Source organism: Paremcibacter congregatus (genome assembly GCF_006385135.1).
Taxonomy (GTDB): Bacteria; Pseudomonadota; Alphaproteobacteria; order Sphingomonadales; family Emcibacteraceae; genus Paremcibacter; species Paremcibacter congregatus.
The window spans coordinates 3,782,504-3,803,054 of record NZ_CP041025.1 but is presented as its reverse complement, the minus strand read 5'-3'; the positions used below and the strand labels follow the sequence as shown (position 1 = coordinate 3,803,054).

Genomic DNA, 20,551 nt, shown 5'->3' with positions numbered 1-20,551 from the left:
CAGGGGCGGAGAACATACAGCCTCCGCCCCTCTCTTATGGGAAAATATTAAATGTTGTCAAGATATGTAACAGTTCCAACACTCGCCTGTATGATGTTGTTTGCTACCGGATTGGCGGCCTTTGCTCAAGACGCCTATTGCCACTTCGACGGTGTAGAAGTCTGGGCCGACTTTCCCGCCGCCCGGGTCAATGGTTGCGCCCAAAAAGGCGACACGATTTATCTGACCATATCGCCGGAAGTGACACCGATTAACCCCAGCCCCTGGTATGCTTTTCGCCTGCAATCTGCGACGTCGAAAAAGCTGACACTGGTGTTGAAATATAGCTATGGCAAGCATCGCTACTGGCCCAAGGTCAGCCGGGACGGGCTACTTTGGCAAACTCTGAAAGCGGGAAATATCAAGCTTACGGCGGAGGGCCGCGAAGCCCGTCTGTCCCTGAACGTCGAGAAAGATATCCCCCTATGGATCGCGGCGCAGGAGATTCTCACCAGTCAGCAGCATAATCTGTGGATGGTGAGGCACGCCAAAAAACATGATTTTCTTGATTTGTATAAATTGGGGGTCTCACAGAATGGCCGCGATATTTTCAAGCTGGAAAGCCGCACCACGGACGATGACAAGGAGACGGTCGTTCTGGTTGGGCGGCAGCATCCACCGGAAGTGACCGGCGCGCTGGCCATGATGCCTTTCATGGAAACTCTGTTGGCGGATACGGCGCTTGCGCGGAAATTTCGCGCGCGATATCGTCTGGTGATGGTCCCCAACCTTAATCCGGACGGGGTGGAGCAGGGGAATTGGCGGACCAATGCGGGCGGCAAAGATCTTAATCGTGACTGGGGGCCCTTCAGCCAGCCGGAAACCCAATTGATGCAGAGGGAACTGGATCGGTACCGTGGGGAGGACCAGGCGGGTAAGCTTTCGCTGCTGCTCGACTTTCATTCGACTCATGAAAACCTGATGTATACGCAAAGCGCTGCGGAGCCGACGGAGCCCGTCAATTTTGCCCAAAATTGGCACAGGGCCATTCGCGCGCGCCTGCCGAAGATCGCCTTCCGCAATGTGCCGAGTCATAACCCGGACCTGCCGACGTCAAAGGGGTATGTCTATAAAACCTTCGGCGTCCCGGCGATCACGTACGAAATGGCGGACAACAGTGACCGGGCGGAAATTCGGAGATTAGCGGTTGTCGCGGCAGAGGAAATGATGAAGAAACTGTTGCGGAGCAAGCCTTAATCCCTGTTGCGCATTGCCACTATATCGACGTATTTCTGGACCATCTTGGCTATCGGGATTATGCCACTCAACGCCTGGTTAGAACGGTGATTGCGGCATAATCCCGGCTGATATTGACAGAATAAGCTGGCAGGGGAGTGCGGAAAGATGATGCAGGAACAGGAAATATCGCCGGCTCGCGTGAAGCATCTTCCGGGCCTGTTCTGTTTTGCGCTATTCTGGCTGGTCCTGTGGTGCCTGATATCCGGTGCGGCGGCACAGGCGCAATCTCGGGGTGCCCCCGGTCGTGACCAGGAAAGTTCACTTCCGGATGAAAAACCGTTCTTTGAAGATATGCCCCTGCCGAAGGTTTCGGAGATTATGGTGGGCGGTGGCCTGAAATACGCGCCGGACTATATCGGGTCTGATGATTATAAGATCCACCCTAAACTGGCGCTTGTCGTGCGTTTCAAAGACGTGCTGACATTGGATGAGGACGGGGCGGCGATTAATATTCTCGGGGTGGGAAAATTTGCCTTTGGCCCGGTTTTGCATGTGACGGCAGGACGCGACGGGGATGTTAATCCGGCGTTGCGCGGTCTGGAAGATATTGAGCTCAGCCTTGATTTTGGTCTTTTTGCGCAGCTGACCATTGCGGATCGTTTCACTGGCCGGGTTCGCTATTTCGGGGACATTATCGGGGGGGATAATGGACGGGTGTTTGAGTTTTCCGTACAATCCGATGTCTATCAGCGGGATAATTTCCTTGTAACAATGAAAGTGTCAGCCGATCTGGTGGATGAGAAACGCGCCCGTCAGTTTTTCGGCATATCCCCGCAGCAGGCGGCGGTCACCGGTTTGCCGGTGCATCGCCCCAAAGGGAGGATCCAGGACGGGCGGGCAGAGCTCAAGGCTCACTGGAAATTCGCCGACCGCTGGTCACTGGTGACATATACCCGCTATGCCCGGCTATTGGGTGATTTTGCCGCAAGCCCCATTGTCGACCCGGCAGGCTCGCCCCATCAATTCATCTTGGGCAGTTACATTACTTATACCTTTACAATGAAATGATCCTCGGCATCTATAATCTGGCGTCTGAACAGGGTTGCCTCAGGAGATGGTGACATGACAGTCGCCTTTTGTGGACAGGCATGAAAACTGTTATCATGCGGAAATGTGATATTAAAAGATCAGTACAGGCATCCTTCAGCGCGATTTCAGAGATCTGGCCGCCGATGTTCTTAATGACATAACAAGGAAGAATTTCATGGATATGACGCCCGAATTTAGCAGTGTGATGACCAGTCTCGATCTGTTGTCGGCGGCCTTTATCGTCCTGATCGGGCTTGGGCTATTGGGGATCGTGATTTTATTTATTATTGATATCAGCCAGACCAAGGACGCGGTGCGCCACAATTATCCGGTTGTGGGCCGGTTCCGGTCGATCTTTTCTAAGTTGGGCGAGTTTTTCCGCCAGTATTTTTTCGCCATGGACAGGGAAGAAATGCCGTTCAACAGGGCGGAGCGCGATTGGGTGGACCGGGCAGCCAAGGGAGAGGGCAACACAATTGCCTTCGGATCGACGAAGAACCTTAAGGTGCCGGGAACCTATATTTTCGTCAATTGCGCCTTTCCGACCCTGGATGAGGAAGCGGTCGATATGCAGCCGGTGCAAATCGGGCCATATTGTCCCTATCCATATAACGCCCCGTGTTTTTTTAATGTGTCAGGGATGAGCTACGGAGCGCTTTCGACGCCGGCGGTAAAGGCCCTGTCACACGGTGCGCGCATGGCCGGTTGCTGGTTGAACACCGGTGAGGGCGGGCTGTCGCCGTATCATCTGGAAGGCGGCTGCGATATTGTGATGCAGATCGGGACGGCCAAATACGGGGTGCGCGATGCCGAGGGCAAGTTATCTGATGATAAATTGCGGGAGGTTGCGGCGCATGATCAGGTCAAGATGTTTGAATTGAAAATGAGCCAGGGGGCCAAACCGGGCAAGGGGGGCATTCTGCCCGGCATCAAGGTCACCGAGACGATCGCCCGGATTCGGGGCATCCCTGTGGGGGAGGCTTCCATTTCACCCAACCGGCATCTGGAAATCAAGACGACCCGCGATATGCTGGATATGATAGAACATATTCGGTCGGTCACGGGAAAACCGGTGGGCGTGAAGGCGGTGATCGGTGGCAGTGAATGGCTGGAAGAAATGTGCGTGGAAATCCATAAGCGCGGCATGGAAAGCGGTCCCGACTTTATCACGGTAGATAGCGGGGATGGCGGCAGTGGCGCGGCGCCGATGCCTCTGATGGATAATGTTGGTCTGGTGATACAGGAAGCCCTGCCTCTGGTATCGGACATCCTGCATAAATACGGCCTGCGCAATCGTGTGCGGATAATCGCCTCAGGCAAGCTGATCACCCCGTCGGAGGTGGCCTGGGCCATTGCCACGGGCGCGGATTTTGTCAATTCTGGGCGTGGATTTATGTTTTCGCTCGGATGCATTCAGGCCATGCGGTGTAACAAGAATACCTGTCCCACCGGGGTGACCACCCATAATCCCCGGCTGCAAAAAGGTCTGGACCCGGAAGACAAGGCCGTCAAGGTAGCGAATTATTGCAAGAACCTGGTGGAAGAGGTGCAGACCATATCCCATTCCTGCGGGGTATTGAGAGCGCGGCTTCTGGGGCGTCGGCATGTGCGTGTTGTTAAGGACAGTGGACATTCGGTGCCGATGAATTTGCTGTATCCCCGCCCGGAAATTTTGCCGGAATATAAGGACCAGGCGGAGGCGATGCAGCCTTTGGACGAATAAGTCCGGTTCTTGGACGGAATCAAATCTCTTATTCGCTGGATCGGGCTTCCTTTTCTGGCGATGACGGTGCCGCCGCGCCGGAGCTTGCCAGAAGAGCCAGCCCGAGCACCATAAGACCGCTGAGAATGCCCGGCAGGCCTTCATAGATGGCGTTGTGCCACCCGAGATAGCGCCACAGCAGTGCCACACCCAGACCGGTGAATATGGCGATGATGCTGGCCTGCCGCCCGGGATGTTTCCCGAGAGAGAGGATGATCAGCAACGGCGCGAAGGCGCTGGCCAATCCCGACCAGGCCATGACCACCAGACTGAAAACGCTCTGGCTGTTCATCAGCGCGCCGCCGAGGGCGCCGAGCGTGATCAGCACTGTCATCAATTTAATAAGTGTGGTGTTTTCTATTTTATGAGGCAGCAGATCATGGGTGATGGCGGCCGAACAGCTGAGCACCAGGGAATCGGCAGTGGACATGGTGGCGGCGAAAATCCCCGCCAGAATAAGCCCGACCAATACCGGCGGCAGCAGCTGTTGTGCCATGGTCGGCAAGGCCAGTTCCGCATCAAAGGCGCCGACATCGGTCAGATAGACCCGCGACAGCATCCCGACGCCGATCGCCATCAGATAGAAGGCGAAGAACCACAAATAATACCAGATCCGGGCCCGCCGCATCATGTTGTTGTCTTTCAGCGCCATGAAGCGCACCATGATATGAGGTTGGCCGATCACCGACAGTCCGGCGAAAATCCAGCTGATGGCGAACAGCAGGCCGCCGCCCAGTCCCGGGATCACCAGATCTCTGGGAAAGAGGGCGAGAAAACCGTCGACGGCCTCCATTTTAAGGATCACGCCATCAATGCCGCCAAGGGACAGGGTGACCGTTACCAGCATTAACGCCATGGCGAAAATCATCACAATTGACTGGGCGGCGTCCGTCCAGATGGAGGCGCGAATGCCGCCGGCAAAACAATATAGCGTCACAAGAACGGCGCCGACCACGGCGCCAACCCAGGTCGGCCAGTCGAGCAGGACATGGAGCGCCTTGCTGCCGGCCACCAGTTGTGCGCTGGCATAGGCAAGCAGAAATAGAAGAGAAATGCCGCCGATCAGACGTTGCAGGGTCGAATTATGGCCGCCGTACCAGTTACTGAGTACCCCGGCGTAACTGACTTCCCCGGTGCGGGTTGTCGCCGATTTCAGCCGCGAATGCACAAACATGGAGGCCATGAAATCGCCGGCAATCCAGCCAATCATCAGCCAGATCGAAGCCAGGCCGGTTACATAGACATATCCGATAATGCCGATAAACATATAGCCGCTGTTGTTCGTTGCCACGGCGGACAACCCCACGAGCCAGGGCTTCACCGAACCGCTGGCCAGATAATAATCCTGTTTTGTGCCTTTACTTTTCCAGGCCGAAGACACCCCGATCAGTGTGAAAATCAGTAAAAATCCAATAAAAGAAATAATCATTTTTTTAACTTACACTGTTAAGAGGGATGTCATTACATGGTTACGAGGCGAGACACAGGGCCCGGCCATGATCGTCGATTTCAATCAGGCTGCTGTGCAGCGCCTTGATCGCCGGCTGGTAATCATTTTCGTCAACAACAAACTGAATATCGACCTGCCGCATGGATTGATGCAGGGCCAGAACATTGATCTTTTCGTCGGCAAGAACCCCGACGGCCTTGGCGAGAATGCCGGAAATCTGCATGTCGCTGCCGATGGTCGATACAATGGCGACCTTGCGTTGGTTCATTTCCGCTTCGGGGAAGGCTTCCCCGAGGGCGCGGCGAATGCGTTTGATCACTTTCAGGTTTGTCGACAAATAATGGGTGATCGTATTGGCGTTAATGTCTTTCGCGACAATATGGGCCTTATACTGATTGATCAGTTTGAGAAAATGGCTGTCATACCGGTCCAGCATGCCCGCCATATCCTGATCGAAAATCTCCAGGGCATAGATGCTTTTACAGCCGGCGATAATTTCCACCCGCGGGGTGCGGCTGACATAATCGCCGGTGATCAGGGTGCCGGTATGCTCGGGCTCGAATGTATTTTTCACCCGCAAGGGAATATCGTTCTGGCGCAGGCCTTTGGCCGCCTTGGGGTGGATCGCTTCCATACCAAGATTGGCCAACTGGTCAGCCACGTCATAATTCGTCCGGCCGATGGGCACGGCGTTATCTTCCCCGACCATGCGCGGGTCGGCGGTGCTGAGGTGGAATTCCTTGTGGATCACGGCTTCGCTGGCTTCTGTCAGCACGGCGATGCGGCTGAAGGTCATCTCGCTATAGCCACGGTTAAAGGTGGACATCAGGCCGTCTTCACTATGGGCATACCCGGTCACGACCGGCAGCTGTTTGGCCAGATCTATGGTCTTGAAGGCTTCTGTAACCCGTTCGTCCAGGGAATGATGTTCTTCGGTCTGCCATCCGGTCAGGTCGACGAAGCAGGCATTCACGCCGTCACGTTCCAGCAGATGAGCCATGTTCCAGGCGCTGTGGGCTTCACCAATGCTGGCGAGCATTTCCCGCACGGTGTCCAGATGCATGTCCAGGGCGAAATGGCCGTGGCGACACAGGCGTTGCAGATCGGTCAGGCACTGGGCGCTGCTGTCGAGCCGGGCGGTGATAAAGGCATTGGCCTTATCAAGAAGCGGTCCTTCTCCGAACAGCTCGGTGTTGATCTGATAGACTCGCTGGCGTAATTTGAGCAGCGCTTCCTGCCAGCCTGTATCGTTGATGCTGCTGGCGAACAGGCCAAAGACCCCTGGTTGTCCGGTTTTCTTGTTTTCCAGCAGAAGATCAGTGAGCCCGCCATAGGCGGATACCACGAAGACCCGCTGATACAGGTCGCCTTCGGTAGCTGGTTTGAAAATAATATTATCGCGAACCGCCTGATAATCATTCATCGAGGTTCCGCCGATTTTTTCTACATTATGACGTCCCATTGTAGTAGTCCTTATGGTCAAATTTTTTCGCGCTGCGGGTGTTACATATGGTGCACGATGGCTTTATTGTGTTTCCGGCGATACTGTCGGTGTGCCGGGCATTCCCGCCCTGCGACGGTACCCGGCGTTCTGAAGCCGGCGAGGGATGCGGTGTGGCGCGCATCGGGTGAAACAGGGCGGCTTGGGCATATGCTGATGTGGTGTCAGTATGCCGAAAACGCCATGAATGATGCCCCGACAGGCGGGGCATGTGCCGCCCGCATGTCGGGATCAGATTTCTGTATGGATCCGGAGAATAATAGAGTTGTGTCTTCATCTCGTCTCCCTGAAAGGCGGCCGGGTTGGCTTAGCCTTCTAGTTCATAGGCGCCTTCGGCGTTATGGACTTCCTTGCCTGTGACGGGCGGGTTAAAAACACAGGCCATTTTCATTTCCGTAAAGGCCCGCAAAATATGTTTGTCGTGCTTGTCGAGGAAATAGGCTGTGCCCGGTGCAATGGGATATTTTTTACCGTCGGCAACTGTTTCAATTTCCCCTGTACCGGACATGCAGTAAACCGATTCCAGATGGTTCTGATAATGCATGCCAAAATCCGCGCCAGCATAGATGGTGGTGATATGGAAGGAGAACCCCATGTTATCTTCTTTCAGCAACAGCCGGGTGCTGTCCCAGTTGCCGTCGGGGGATACAACTTTGCGGTCGGTTTTTTCGGCGTCCTGTAGGGTGCGTACGATCATGTATATAAATCCTGTGAACTCGTTATTCTTTTAATATAATACTTGTGACGGGGCCTGCCGCTTAGTGTTGGCGACAGGCCAATGTCTCTAACTCGCGAGGCTTTCTTCCGCAAAATAATCATGCTCTTCCGGAATGCTGCTTTCGGCGGCACAGACTTCCTTGATGGCCTGTTCAACGATATCGAGGCCCTTTTTCAGGTTTTCCTCGCTGATGGTCAGCGGGCAGAGAAATTTGACCACCTGATCATCGGCGCCGCTGGTTTCAATCAGCATATTCTGCTTGAAGGCCTTGCGGGTGATCTTGCTGGCCAGGTCACCATTGACGCAGCTGATGCCGCGCATCATGCCCCGGCCGAGGGCGGTGAAATTGCCGGTGCCATACTGGGCGGCAATCGCATCCAGACGGTCGGCAATATACTGGCCTTTTTTCTGCACGCTTTTGGCGAAGGCGTCATCGGACCAGAAATGGTCGATGGCCGCCTTGGCGGTGACAAAGGCGAGGTTGTTGCCGCGGAAGGTGCCGTTATGCTCGCCCGGTTTCCACATATCCAGTTCCGGTTTGAACAGGACCACGGCGAATGGCAGGCCATAGCCGCTCAGGGATTTGGACAGGGTGACGATATCCGGTTTAATGCCGGCGTCTTCAAAACTGAAGAAGCTGCCCGTACGGCCACAACCGGCCTGAATATCGTCGATAATCATCAACACATCATGCTTGCGACAGACGGCTTCCAGATTTCTCAACCACTCAAAACTGGCCACGTTGATGCCGCCTTCGCCCTGAACGGTTTCCACCAAAACCGCAGCGGGTTTGTCGATGCCGCTGGATGAATCAGACAGCATCTTGTCGAGATAGGCCGTGGTGTCGAATTCGTCGCCCATATAGCCGTCAAACGGCATCCGGACAGTCCCGGCGAGGCTCACCCCGGCGGCGCCGCGATGATGAGAATTCCCTGTGGCGGACAAGGCGCCAAGGGTTACCCCGTGAAAGCCGTTGGTGAAGGAAACGATGGTTTCCCGCTGAGTCAGGTTGCGGGCCAGTTTCATCGCCGCTTCAACGGCATTGGTGCCGGTCGGACCGGTGAACTGAACAGTATATTCCAGGCCGCGAGGCTCGAGAATTTTTTTGTTCAGGGCTTCCAGGAATTCGCCTTTGGCCTTGGTATGCATATCCAGACCGTGGGTGATGCCGTCATTTTCAATATAGTCGAGCAGGATTTTCTTGAAAACAGGATTGTTATGGCCATAGTTCAAGGTGCCGGCACCGGCGAGGAAGTCCAGATATTCCTGACCCTCTTCATCATAAAGAAATTCGCCTTGTGCCCGGTTAAATACGCGGGGAAAGGATCGTGCATAGCTTTGCACTTCTGATTCAATTTCCTCAAAAATTTTCATACTAGTCTCCTGTTTTCATCTCATGAAAAGTCATACTGTCGGGATAACGGATCGTTACGTTAAGCCTCGGAATTTAGGTGGAAGGGGCCAATTTTGACCCGATGTTCTGAATCGTGTTCTCCGGCGAAATGCGTGTCACGATCAAACATGACCGAGGATGTGACCTCGGCTCCTATCTTGTCGGCAAATCGCTCAAACAGAGCCCAGGACGCCTGATTGTCCTGTGTGATGGTCGTTTCCATATGGGTTACCGCCTGGCACGTGGGGCGCTGTACGATATGGTGCAGCATCTTGGTCGCCAGACCGGATCCCCGGGCCGTCTCGCCTACAGCCACCTGCCAGATGAACAGGGTGTTCGGGCGGTCTGGAATAATATAGCCGGAAATAAAGCCAACTAGTTGATCTGTATCGAAGGCCGCAACAGAGGTCGCGGCGAAATGGCTACATTGCAGCAGGTTGCAATATAGCGAATTGGGGTCAAGCGGCGGGCATTGTCGGATTAACTGAAATACGGCGGCGCCATCTTCTGATACAGGCCTGCGCAGGGCAAGCGCCTGTTCTTTTATGTTCGTCATATTAATTCAGTTCAATTCATTTCATTTAGTATTCAAAATAAAAACTGCAGGATTTTCACCGCTGCCGGCACTATACAGCAAAGATATTTGTATTGTAACCACCAAAATTAATAATTTTACCTTCAATAGTCCTTCGTAATCTAATTACTTCATGTTTAGACATCGAAGCATTATATAGGACGGTTTTCTGGAGTGACAAGGTTCAAGCAGCTGATAGTGCGGCGGGGTGTGATCGAGAGGTGTAGTAAAGCTATGCAGTAAAAGACAAATTTTACGTTTGTATATTTTTATAAATGCTCATGTGGTCTGTTCCCGGAGATTTGAGTCAGTAAGGTGCAGGTCTACATCTTTAGACCTGGCAAAAAGGCTTTGTCTCTTTTTAGTGGCCCGGCTTTGTTGGATATGGGATATATATCTTCCTTACAGGGAAGTAAAAATAACCTTTGGTATGTCATTGTGGTATTGTATCGATAAATGATTTCTCTTTTCATTACCGGATTATGATATATAAGAGTTTATATCTAAAGGATTTTTTGTTGACATTTGTTCATGATGAATACAGCTTAGGGTATGGGTGTCGTAGAATCACCACTCTATAGAAGCTTGTAAATCAAGACAGAGCATGAAGTTTAGGCGGGATTATGGGGGTATTGGTTTGTGAGATATGACCCAGCAGTATAATGACATGGACTATTTTGCATTGGCGCAGGGGTTTATTGAAAAATCCAAACGTGCGGATGACCTGTATGGATTGACAAATTTATTTGAGCAAACCATTAAGGCGCTTGGGTGCCGGTATTTTGTCTGTGCCTCCAATGTGGACCCTCTGAACATTCCCTATTATGCCATTTGTCTGACAAATTATCCTGTTGAATGGGCGCTGCATTTTAGCGAACAGCAATATCAGAAAATCGATCCGATCTTTATGACGTCTCAGGCGCGGATCACGCCTTTTACCTGGTCTGACGAATCCTGGCGCGCCAGTCTCAATTTTGAACAAACAAAGATTTTGAATGAAGCCTCGGAGATCGGTTTGGGGGAAGGTTTCACCGTTCCCATTCATACGGCCGAAGGATTCCCCGCATCATGTTCGGTGGTTTTCGAGCCCGGCAGTGTCGATCCGCGGGCCTTGAACTGTATCCATTTGATGGCGTGTTTTTTTTATGAGGCGGCGATGAAGCTGAAGGTCACGACGCCGCTTCAGAAAAAACCGATTCTCACCCCGCGGCAGCGCGAATGCCTGGAGTTTGTCGCCCAGGGGAAAAGTGACTGGGCCATCAGCCGAATTATCGGAGTGAGCGAAAGCACAGTGCATTTCCATGTTCAGCAAACCATGAAGCGGCTAAAGGTATCCACTCGCACCCAGGCGATCGTCCATGCTCTGTTCCTGGGGGAGATCAAGTTTTTTGATGTGCAAATCAGCCGAAATAACAGCAAAGGGTTCATCAATCTTTCCTGATCCGGATGCCTACCCCGATAAGTTGCGCCTTTTGTTTCTGTTTCTTTATTTTCAAGAATGCAACCCCCTAACAAGCCAGTTTTCTGCGGTTTTTATTTGATCTAGCCTAGTTTCCCCATACCTTAACTGGAGGAAAATATGATCTATCTTATAAATCAAGAAAACCGACATCTCTTTGCCAACCTGCTGAAACAAATGTTTCAGCATCGGAACGAGATTTTTATCAACCGCCTGAAATGGGATTTGACGGCCGATAATGGCCTGGAAAAAGACCAGTTTGATACTGAGGATGCGATGTATCTGATCTTGGTTGATGATACCACCGGGGATTTGCGCAGTTCGTTGCGGCTGATCCCGACCATCAAACCCCATCTTATGTCCGACCTGTTTAGTTCCTTGTGTGAGAAAGGCGTTCCCCGCGGGGAAGGCGTCTGGGAAATTTCCCGCTATTGCTGTAATCCTTCCCTGAAATCCCGGCAGGAGAACATCAAGGCCATCCAGGAAATTATGTGTGGCATATTCGAATGTGCCCTGATTTATGGGTGGGAGAAGTTAACTCTGGTTGTCGGTATGCCCTTGTTACAGCATTGTTTGCGGGCGGCTTGGGATATCAGTCCGCTGGGGCTGCCACAGAAAGATAAATCCACCAACATCTGCGCTTTTGAAGTGGCGGTAACGCCGGCGGGTCTGCAAGCCCTGAGGCGTGCGGCCGGGAACTTTAATCCGGCGCTTAAGATACTCCCGCAGAAGCAGCTTGCCGCTTAGGGAAGGATAAGGCGTGTCTTGCAGGGCGGTGGATGATCCGGATGGACCACGCGTTTTTGCCCGACAGGATGCTCTTTGTCCTGACCAGGAGGTTGGCGATTGAAACAAGGCAAAAAAGTTAATTTTAGAGGACAGAACAATGAAACAACGGATAACACAATTGAAGAGACGTAAAGCCGTCGATACCTTGCGGTCAAAAGGATATGTCATCCTTGAAAATATGATCAGTCCGGACCTGCTGAGCAACGTCAGTCAGGAACTGGACCAGTGGTTTGCCAAAACGCCCCGGTGTCAGGGCGACTTTTATGGTGAAGATACCACGCGTTACGGGTCCTTGCTTACCAAGGCGCCGTCTTCTCAGGATTTGGCGTTACATCCTGATATTTCCTATATTGCTGATGAAATACTCGGGCCTAATTGTGACTGGTATCAGCTTAACCTGGGGCAGGCGGTGCGTATTCATCCCGGGGCGCCGCAACAACCGCCACACCGGGATGAGGAAATGTGGCCCTGCCCGAAAAGTTGCGAATATCTGATTAATGTAATGTGGGCGATTGATGATTTTACGTTGGAAAACGGGGCGACCCGTATTTGGCCCAGAAGTCATTTTGCGTCCCTGAACCGTGATATGGATGAGGCGGAGGCCATCGTTGCCGAAATGCCGAAGGGGTCGGCTCTAATTTTTCTGGGGTCAGTAACACATTGTGGCGGGGCCAATCGGTATTTTGAACATCGTACCGGTATTATTTTCAGTTATTCTCTGGGGTGGCTGAAACAGTATGAAAATCAGTTTCTGGCTTACCCGCCAAAAGTTGCAGCGACCTTCCCGCCGGAATTACAGGCATTGATCGGCTATAAAGTACATCGCCCCAATCTTGGCGGATATGAAAATAACTGTCCTTCTGTCTTGCTGCAGGAAACATTACCGGAGACATTACCGGCTGTAGATTGTTTGCCGCCGGAAATAGAACAACAGCTGGCGGCGTTGCGCAGTCAGGCGGCCTAGTCCGGAAAGTCGGTGGGGCGGGATGCTCAAGTTCTCTGGATGAGAAGGGATGCGGAGTTACGCATTTCTTCTCATTTTTAGAGGAATTTATGGGAATTTCCATAATTTCCGGCTGAAATCCGGGAAAAATACTAAAATAATAATGAATTATTTAGGTAATATTCAGAATTAAATCGTATAATGGTTCCATGCCCGTTTGGAGAGACTTGTGCTTATTGGGCAGGCGCTTGACCGGGTCAATGATCCGTGATGATGTAGGCCACGATTCAGGAATAGTGAAATATGGGTTCTCTCATCCGGAGTGATCAAGAAGACCAGCTGTAAAGGTTTCTCCCATAATCTGTTGTTCCGCTTGGGAGGCGCGTCAGATGAGAGATGAAAGTGTGAAGCGGGTGCGCGATTTATTTTCTGAGTTTCAGCAGAAACGCCAGAAAACAGAAAAGAAAACCGCTAAAATCCGCTTTAAGGACGTCGGGGAAAAAGACGTCTATAATATTACCGCCCCTTTCCAATCGGCGGACAAGATCGTTATTGCTGGCCGGGTGGAACCGCGCGGTCATGAATTTTCCAAGGTTATCTTCTTCGAAGAAAAAGACGCGGCCTGGTGGCCGGTCAAGGACGCGCCGATCTACGGCCTGCAAGACCCCTTCATCACCACCATTCGCAACGAACTGATCTTTGGCGGGGTCAAGGTCCATGCCGTGGGGCAGGGACTGGAATGGCGCACCATTATGTTCCGGGGGCCGGATATTTTTCACCTGACAGAATTCTTTCATGGCCCGGTGGGGATGAAGGACATTCGTTTATGTGATCTGGAAAATGGACGGATTGGGTTGTTCACCAGACCGCAAGGCGTGGTTGGTGGACGCGGCAAGATTGGCTATGTTGAAATTGACAATCTTGAGGATTTGACGAAAGAGGTCATTCATTCCGCCGTCCTGCTGGAGGATATGTATCATCCGCTGGATTGGGGCGGCGTCAATGAAGCTCATCTTCTTACCAATGGCGAGATCGGTGTTCTGGCCCATGCGGCCTGTTTTGCTCAGGATCATCTGATGCAGGAACGGCATTATTACGCCAAGTCCTTTATTTTTAATCCGGTGCTGAAAAAATTCCGGGATTTCAAGATTATCGCCAGTCGCGATCAGTTCCTTGCCGGCCCGGCAAAGCGTCATGATTTGGCCAATGTGGTGTTTTCCTCCGGTTTGATCCGGCAGGGGGGAAAGGCGATCCTTTATGCCGGCGTATCGGATACGGAAGCCCACTGGATTGAAATTGACGATCCTTTTGGCGTGAAATAGCCGTACGGGAAACAACGCGCGCTGGCCAGTCAGGCGTGATCGTCGGGACCTGGGCCGCCCACCTGGTCAGGAGTAAATTTTTTATGGGTGCCGTCGCAGAAAGGCGCTCCCGCCGTATGTTTGCAGGCGCAGAGAAAACGCGGACCGTCCTGTTTTGCCGTGAAGACCTGTGGCCGGAAGGATGTGCCTTTATGAGAGCCGTCGCAAAAAGGCTGTGTCCGGGAAAGTCCGCATCTGCAGAAAAAGTATCTTTCTCCCTGTTTCAGGTTGACTTTCACCGGGGTGTTCGCGGCAATAATCGGGCGGGTCATTTTAAGCTCCTCATATAAATCCGGTCCGTCATCATATCATATTCAAAGCGTCAATAATATAAGCATATAGTGATGTGTTTTCCGTGGTCGGGACGGAGAATAGGAAATGTGGGTTTTTTATTTTTTTCCAAACGAAATGTGAATATCCTGCGTATAAGTTTATGGCGGCATTATTATTATGCAAACAACAGGCTGATCACCAGCAGGTTTTGATCTATAAAAGGTTTTGGGATGCGGTATAGAGTGAACAGAGGAAAGGGACCAGGAACAGGACCTTTCCGGGCGACGGTCAAAGGTGTCGCGGCGGCAGCGGCGTGCCTGTTGTTGTTGTCCTGTAGTCGGCCGGCAACCCCTGATGCCAGTCAACGTCGCATCGTTGCACCGGAAAACTGGGGGGACCGGCAAGAGACGCGGGCGCAGGTTGCGGATCACTGGCTGGCGACACTGGGCAGTACCGGCCTGACGCAACTGGTGGAAACGGCGCTTGAAAATAATCAAACCTTGCAGCAACAGGCGTTGGCGGTAGAAATCAGAAAAGAACAGCTGGTGAGGGCAGGCAGCGCCTTGTGGCCATCCCTTGATTTGGCGTTGAAGCGCAGCCGTTCGCGGGCGGTATCCGCGCTGGCGGCCAGTGACGCCGCCTCTGTGGATTTGAACTTAACTTACGAACTGGACATATGGGGCAAGCTTTCGGCCGATGCCCGGCGGGCCAACCGGTTGTTGTTGGCGGAACAGGCCAGTTACGCTCAGGCGCGTCAGGATCTGGCTGCCCGGGTGGCCAACGCCTGGCTGACTGTGCTGCAGGCCGACAGATTATTGCAGCTGTTTCAGCAACGGGTTGACAACGCCCGGGAAAATCAGGCGATCATTGAATCCGGATATCGGCGGGGGCTGAACAGCGCCCTGGATGTATATTTGGTGCGTAATGAACTGAACAGTCAGATTTCCCGGGTTCGGGATCAGGAATCTGTCAAGGTCGCGGCGCTTCGGACGCTGGAAAGACTGCTCGGGCAATATCCGGATGGTCGTCTTGCGGTGTCGGCCGGCTGGCCGGTCCTGACGGAAGATATCCCTCTGGGAATGCCATCGGATCTGATCACCCGGAAGGCCGGGCTGGTGGCGAGCTGGAACAGGTTGTTGGCTCAGGACGCCGCGCTTGCCTTTGCTCATAAACAGCGTTTTCCGAGCCTGAGCCTGACAGCCTCTGCCGGCGATCGTGGTAATGAACTGGATGATTTGCTGAAAGGGTCCCCTTTTGCCTGGTCGCTGCTGGGCAGCCTGACGACGCCGCTGTTCAATGCGGGACGGTTGCGGGCGGGCGAGGCGGCGGCGGCCCTCGAAGTCAAACAGGCCGAGCAGGCCTATCTCGATGATCTTTACGGGGCCTTCGAGGCGGTGGAAAATGCCCTGACCCGCGATGACAGTTTGCGGCAAAGATACCAGGCAATGGTCAAGGCGCAGGAGAACGCCATCATCGCCGCGACCTTGTCTTTTGAACAATATCAGAAGGGTCTGGTGAATTATACCACAGTCCTGGAGGCGCAAAACAGATCCTTCGAGGCACAGACAACTGTTATTCAATTGAGGAAGCAGAGGATCGCCAACCGGGTAGATCTTCATCTGGCCTTAGGGGGAGATTTTGATGCGGCCCCGCGGACGGACGAAAGTATAGCAGCAGAACAAGATGTTACGGACAAGGACTTATGAAAAAACTTATACTCCCTCTTGGAATATTGGCCGTAACGATATTATTGGCCTGGACCATCCTCAGCAATCCGCCGAAAAGTCGCCGGGGCGAGGCCGCGAAGGCGCCGCGCCTGGTGGTGGAAACGCAACTGCTTGCCCCGGTTGAATATCAGGTGTTTCTTGACAGTTACGGGACGGTTCGTCCCCGAACCCAAAGCACGCTGGTGGCGCAGGTCTCTGGTCAGATCCGTTTTATTAGTGACAAGTTTCGTGATGGCGGTTTTTTTGAAAAAGGCGATATTCTGGTCCGGCTTGATGACCGGGATTACCAGGCGGAAGTCAAGATCGCCCAGTCGACCCTGATGTCTGCGCGTCAGGCGCTTCTGGAAGAACAGGCCCGGGCGGAACAGGCACGGGAAGACTGGACACGGTTGGGCGTCGCCGGTGAAGAAGCCAATGCGTTGGTGTTGCGCACGCCGCAACTGGAAGCGGCGCGGGCGCGGGTGCTGTCGGCGGAGGCTCAATTGCAAAAGGCGGCCTTGAATCTGGAGAGGACAAAAATTGTCGCCCCGTACGCCGGACGAATTTTACAGAAACTGGTGGATGTCGGTCAGGTGGTATCGGGGAATAGTCCGTTGGCGGAAATTTACGCGGTAGATTATGTGGAAATTCGTTTGCCGATCAAAAACCGGGATTTAGCGTTATTGCAGCTGCCGGAACAATATCGCGATGCCGATACGGCCTCGGCGGGGGCCAAGGTTGAATTTCACTCCGATCTGACGACGGGACAGATATGGACCGGACGTCTGGTGCGCACCGAGGGCGCCATCGACGATAAATCGCGGCAACTGTATGCCGTGGCGCAAATCACCAATCCCTATGCCGGTCAAAGCCGTCAGAAAACCCCCCTTAAAATTGGTCAATATGTCACGGCCACCATCGAAGGTCTTTATTTAAGAGATGCGCTGGTCATCCCCAACAGCGCCATTTATCAGGGCAGCTATGTTTATGTGGTGGAAGACGGGCTGTTGAAACGGCGGGAGATTGAAACCCGCTGGCAAAATGATGAGGACAGCCTGGTCGCCGCCGGGTTGAAGGCCGGGGAACGTCTGGTGGTGACGCCACTTGGAAGAGTGAGTTCGGGTACACCGGTGGTGCTCGCCAGTGAGGGTGACGGGGAAAGACCAGGCAACCGCAATGCGGCGGGAGCATCGCAATGATTGCATGGTTCGCCCGGAATAGCGTTGCCGCCAATTTATTGATGATCAGCATTGTCATTGCGGGGTTGTTCAGCCTGTTCCGTTTTATCCCGCTGGAAATATTTCCCTCTGTCGAGGTGGATGAAATCAGCATCAGCATGAGCCTGCGCGGCGCGACGCCGGAAGACGTGGAAAAGGGCATTTCGATCCGCATTGAAGAAGCGGTGCAGGATCTGACCGGGATTCGCAAGATTGTCAGCCGGTCTTCCGAGGGGCGCGCTTTTGTCACCATCGAAGTTGACAGTGGTTATGATCCCCGCGACATGCTGGCTGATATCAAAAGCCGGGTTGACGCCATTAATACCTTTCCTGTGGACGCGGAAAAACCGGTGGTCTCTTTCAATGAACGCAAACGCGAGGTCATCGTAGTGACCGTCGCCAGTGATTACGGGGAGAAAGAAACCCGGGAATATGCCGAAGAGGTGCGTGATGACCTGCTGCGGTTGCCGGGCATCACCCAGGTGTTGCTGGAAGGCGTGCGTAATTACGAAATTGCGATTGAAGTGTCTCAGGACAAATTACGCGAATATAATATGAGCATCGCCGATGTCACGGCAGCCATTCGCAATTTCAGTCTTGATAGTTCATCGGGGAATCTGAAATCGTCGGGAGGAGAGATTCTGTTGCGGTCCAAGGGGCAGGCCTATCGCAAGGATGAATTTGCCGCCATTGCGGTGAAAACCAATCCCGATGGCTCCATTTTGCGGCTTGGCGATCTGGCAACGATCCGGGATGAATTTGAAGAGTATCCGGTGCGCACCCGTTTCAACGGGCGGCAGGCGGCGTTTCTCGAGGTGTATCGCGTTGGCCAGCAGAGCGCCATTGATGTGGCGCAGAAGGTGCGCGATTATCTTGACGGGCAGCAGGCGACCCTGCCTCAGGGGTATGAACTCAGTTTTTGGGATGATGATTCCCAGATTGTTAAAAATCGCCTGGCCACACTGACCAGCAACGCTTTGCAGGGCGGGATACTGGTGTTGGCGTTATTAACATTGTTTCTGCGGCCGTCGATCGCCTTCTGGGTGTTTATCGGTATTCCGGTATCCTTCATGGGCGCCTTTCTGATCATGCCTCTGTTCGGGGTGACCCTGAATATTCTGAGTCTGTTCGGGTTCATACTGGTATTGGGGATTGTCGTTGATGACGCGATTGTTACCGGGGAAAATATCTATACCCATCTGAAGAACGCCGAGTCCGGAGAAGAAGCGGCGATCAGAGGCACCCAGGAAGTGGCCGTACCGGTGACCTTCGGGATTCTGACCACAATCGTTGCTTTTATGCCGTTGGCTTTTATCGAGGGGCAACGGGGGGCGTTTTTCGCTCAAATCCCCTTTGTGGTGATTCCGGTGTTGTTGTTTTCCCTGATTGAATCCAAGTTTGTGCTGCCGTCGCATCTGAAACATATCAAATTGCGTCATGAGAAGGGCGAAAGCAGTCGGCTGGAACGTTTTCAGGAACGGTTCGCTGACGGATTCGAACATGCCATTATACGCTATTACAAGCCGCTTCTGGCACTTTCCCTGCGTCACAAGCTGGTGACCTTAAGCATTTATTTTGGTGTTTTCCTTGTCATGATCAGTCTGATCATGAGCGGCTGGACCAAATTCATCTTTTTCCCGCGCATTCCCAGCGAAACCGTCCGGGTCAGTTTGACCCTGCCCGCAGGAACACCGTTTGAAGTCACCAACAAACATATCATGCGCATAACCGATAAAGCGCGAATCTTGCGCGATAAGTATCGTGACCCGGAAACCAATGTCAGTGTGATTACCAATATCCTGACCACGACCGGGGGGCGCGGTGGCGTGTCCAACCAGGGCCGGGTCCGGTTTGAAATCATTCCACCGGAAAAACGTGACAGCACTGTCACCTCCAATGATCTGGCGCGGGAATGGCGGCAATTGATTGGCCCCATTCCGGGTGCAGAAAGCCTGACGTTCCGGTCTGAATTTGGCCGGTCATCCGACCCGATTGACATACAGCTTTCGTCCAATTCCCTGACAACCCTGGAACAGGTGGCGGAAAAAATTAAAAAACGTCTCGCCACCTACCCGACGGTGTTTGACATAGCCGACAGCATGTCTGACGGTAAAAGCGAAATCCAGATCGAACTGAACGATCAGGGCAAGGCGTTGGGGATGACCCGGAATGACGTATCCCGTCAGGTGCGACAGGCCTACTTTGGGGCCGAAGCGCAACGTATCCAGAGGGGGCGTGATGATGTGCGCGTGATGGTGCGCTTGCCGTTGGCAGAACGGCAGTCACTGGCCTCGTTGCGGGATTTGCTGATTGAAACGCCCGCCGGGGGTGCCGTACCGTTGTCGCATGTGGCGGACCTTATTCCTGGTAAAAGTCCGTCGGCCATTCGTCGGATTGATCGCTACCGTACGCTAAATGTTACGGCGGATATTGAAAAGGCCAACACCAACATGACCGTGTTACAGGCCGACCTGACCGGCTACCTTGATGAATTGATGTCGCAATATCCCGGGGTGAATTATTCTCTGGAAGGCGAAGCCAAAGAACAGCGGGAATCCTATAACTCTCTCGCCTGGGGTCTGTTGCTGGTGTTCTTCGTGATCTATGTGCTGCTGGCGATTCCGTTCAAATCCTACAGCCAGCCTTTGGTGGTGATGAGCGTCATTCCCTTTGGATTGATTGGCGCCACCGTCGGGCACTGGATCATGGGTATGGAACTGACGATCATGAGTCTGATGGGGATGCTGGCTCTGGTCGGGGTGGTGGTCAATGACAGTCTGGTTCTGGTTGATTATATCAACAAGAAACGTATGGAGGCTGGCGATCTGATATCGGCGGTGCTGACCGCGGGAATAGCGCGTTTCCGGCCGGTGTTCCTGACCAGTGTCACGACTTTTATCGGGTTGATGCCGTTGCTGTTTGAAGAATCCACCCAGGCCCAGTTCCTGATACCGATGGCGGTTTCACTTGGCTTTGGCATTCTGTTCGCCACGTTTATTACGCTTATACTGGTGCCGGTGAACTATCTTTTGCTGGAAGGTGTCAAGGTAAAGGTCAGCCAGCTACTGGGCCGCAAAGCGGAAAAACAGCTGTCCTGA

General features: G+C 53.1%; 16 protein-coding genes and 1 pseudogene. 10 read left to right on the top strand and 7 right to left on the bottom strand.

Translation table 11 applies throughout. From position 1 onward, the window contains the following. The first annotated feature begins 51 nt into the window (after nt 1–51). From FIV45_RS16740 to FIV45_RS16730, 3 genes are all read left to right on the top strand, one after another. Nucleotides 52–1,236: a M14 family metallopeptidase gene (locus FIV45_RS16740; protein ID WP_099473668.1), complete on the top strand. Its 1,185-nt coding sequence runs from the start codon at nt 52–54 to the stop codon at nt 1,234–1,236. Nucleotides 1,237–1,383: 147 nt separating this feature from the next. Then, the gene (locus FIV45_RS16735; RefSeq protein WP_099473666.1) at nt 1,384–2,286 is read left to right on the top strand and encodes a MipA/OmpV family protein; all 903 of its coding nucleotides are present in this window, start codon (nt 1,384–1,386) and stop codon (nt 2,284–2,286) included. 226 nt (nt 2,287–2,512) lie between these two features. Beyond that, the gene (locus FIV45_RS16730; RefSeq protein WP_181040182.1) at nt 2,513–4,030 is read left to right on the top strand and encodes an FMN-binding glutamate synthase family protein; all 1,518 of its coding nucleotides are present in this window, start codon (nt 2,513–2,515) and stop codon (nt 4,028–4,030) included. 28 nt (nt 4,031–4,058) lie between these two features. On the opposite strand, the gene FIV45_RS16725 is transcribed toward FIV45_RS16730, so the two are convergent. From FIV45_RS16725 to ectA, 6 genes are all read right to left on the bottom strand, one after another. After that, entirely contained in the window at nt 4,059–5,498 is a 1,440-nt protein-coding gene (locus tag FIV45_RS16725; RefSeq protein WP_099473664.1) for a sodium/proline symporter, read from the bottom strand. Nucleotides 5,499–5,538: 40 nt separating this feature from the next. After that, nucleotides 5,539–6,981 (bottom strand): aspartate kinase, encoded by a 1,443-nt coding sequence (locus FIV45_RS16720; protein WP_099473662.1) that lies wholly within the window; start codon nt 6,979–6,981, stop codon nt 5,539–5,541. After that, the gene (locus FIV45_RS16715) at nt 6,968–7,297 is read right to left on the bottom strand and encodes a hypothetical protein (protein WP_099473660.1); all 330 of its coding nucleotides are present in this window, start codon (nt 7,295–7,297) and stop codon (nt 6,968–6,970) included. The genes FIV45_RS16720 and FIV45_RS16715 overlap by 14 nt, the downstream gene beginning before the upstream one ends. Before the next feature lie 30 nt (nt 7,298–7,327). After that, nucleotides 7,328–7,717, bottom strand: coding sequence for an ectoine synthase (locus tag FIV45_RS16710; RefSeq protein ID WP_099473658.1), 390 nt, complete (start codon nt 7,715–7,717; stop codon nt 7,328–7,330). A gap of 87 nt (nt 7,718–7,804) precedes the next feature. After that, entirely contained in the window at nt 7,805–9,112 is a 1,308-nt protein-coding gene (gene ectB / locus FIV45_RS16705; protein ID WP_099473656.1) for a diaminobutyrate--2-oxoglutarate transaminase, read from the bottom strand. Nucleotides 9,113–9,171: 59 nt separating this feature from the next. Continuing rightward, on the bottom strand, nt 9,172–9,687 hold the full coding sequence (gene ectA / locus FIV45_RS16700) for a diaminobutyrate acetyltransferase (protein WP_099473654.1): 516 nt from the start codon (nt 9,685–9,687) through the stop codon (nt 9,172–9,174). Between the two features lie 664 nt (nt 9,688–10,351). Here ectA and FIV45_RS16695 point away from each other — a divergent pair. From FIV45_RS16695 to FIV45_RS16680, 4 genes are all read left to right on the top strand, one after another. Next, nucleotides 10,352–11,146 carry a LuxR family transcriptional regulator gene (locus FIV45_RS16695; RefSeq protein ID WP_099473652.1) on the top strand — a complete coding sequence of 265 codons (795 nt, stop codon included), beginning with the start codon at nt 10,352–10,354 and terminating at the stop codon, nt 11,144–11,146. A gap of 138 nt (nt 11,147–11,284) precedes the next feature. Beyond that, nucleotides 11,285–11,911 carry an acyl-homoserine-lactone synthase gene (locus FIV45_RS16690; protein ID WP_099473650.1) on the top strand — a complete coding sequence of 209 codons (627 nt, stop codon included), beginning with the start codon at nt 11,285–11,287 and terminating at the stop codon, nt 11,909–11,911. Nucleotides 11,912–12,050: 139 nt separating this feature from the next. Then, the gene (locus FIV45_RS16685; RefSeq protein WP_099473649.1) at nt 12,051–12,917 is read left to right on the top strand and encodes a phytanoyl-CoA dioxygenase family protein; all 867 of its coding nucleotides are present in this window, start codon (nt 12,051–12,053) and stop codon (nt 12,915–12,917) included. 368 nt (nt 12,918–13,285) lie between these two features. Continuing rightward, nucleotides 13,286–14,218: a DUF1861 family protein gene (locus tag FIV45_RS16680; RefSeq protein ID WP_099473647.1), complete on the top strand. Its 933-nt coding sequence runs from the start codon at nt 13,286–13,288 to the stop codon at nt 14,216–14,218. 41 nt (nt 14,219–14,259) lie between these two features. Here FIV45_RS16680 and FIV45_RS16675 read toward each other — a convergent pair. Beyond that, nucleotides 14,260–14,529 (bottom strand): annotated as a pseudogene (locus tag FIV45_RS16675) (CDGSH iron-sulfur domain-containing protein); the annotation flags it as partial. 243 nt (nt 14,530–14,772) lie between these two features. On the opposite strand from FIV45_RS16675, the gene FIV45_RS16670 reads away from it, so the two are divergent. Genes FIV45_RS16670 through FIV45_RS16660 form a run of 3 tightly spaced genes read left to right on the top strand, consistent with a single transcriptional unit; the run spans nt 14,773 to nt 20,551 of the window. Further along, entirely contained in the window at nt 14,773–16,236 is a 1,464-nt protein-coding gene (locus FIV45_RS16670) for a TolC family protein (RefSeq protein ID WP_204602240.1), read from the top strand. Next, a complete protein-coding gene (locus FIV45_RS16665; protein WP_099473641.1) occupies nt 16,233–17,435 on the top strand; it encodes an efflux RND transporter periplasmic adaptor subunit in 1,203 nt (400 codons plus the stop codon). The genes FIV45_RS16670 and FIV45_RS16665 overlap by 4 nt, the downstream gene beginning before the upstream one ends. Further along, nucleotides 17,432–20,551 carry an efflux RND transporter permease subunit gene (locus FIV45_RS16660; protein WP_099473639.1) on the top strand — a complete coding sequence of 1,040 codons (3,120 nt, stop codon included), beginning with the start codon at nt 17,432–17,434 and terminating at the stop codon, nt 20,549–20,551. The genes FIV45_RS16665 and FIV45_RS16660 overlap by 4 nt, the downstream gene beginning before the upstream one ends.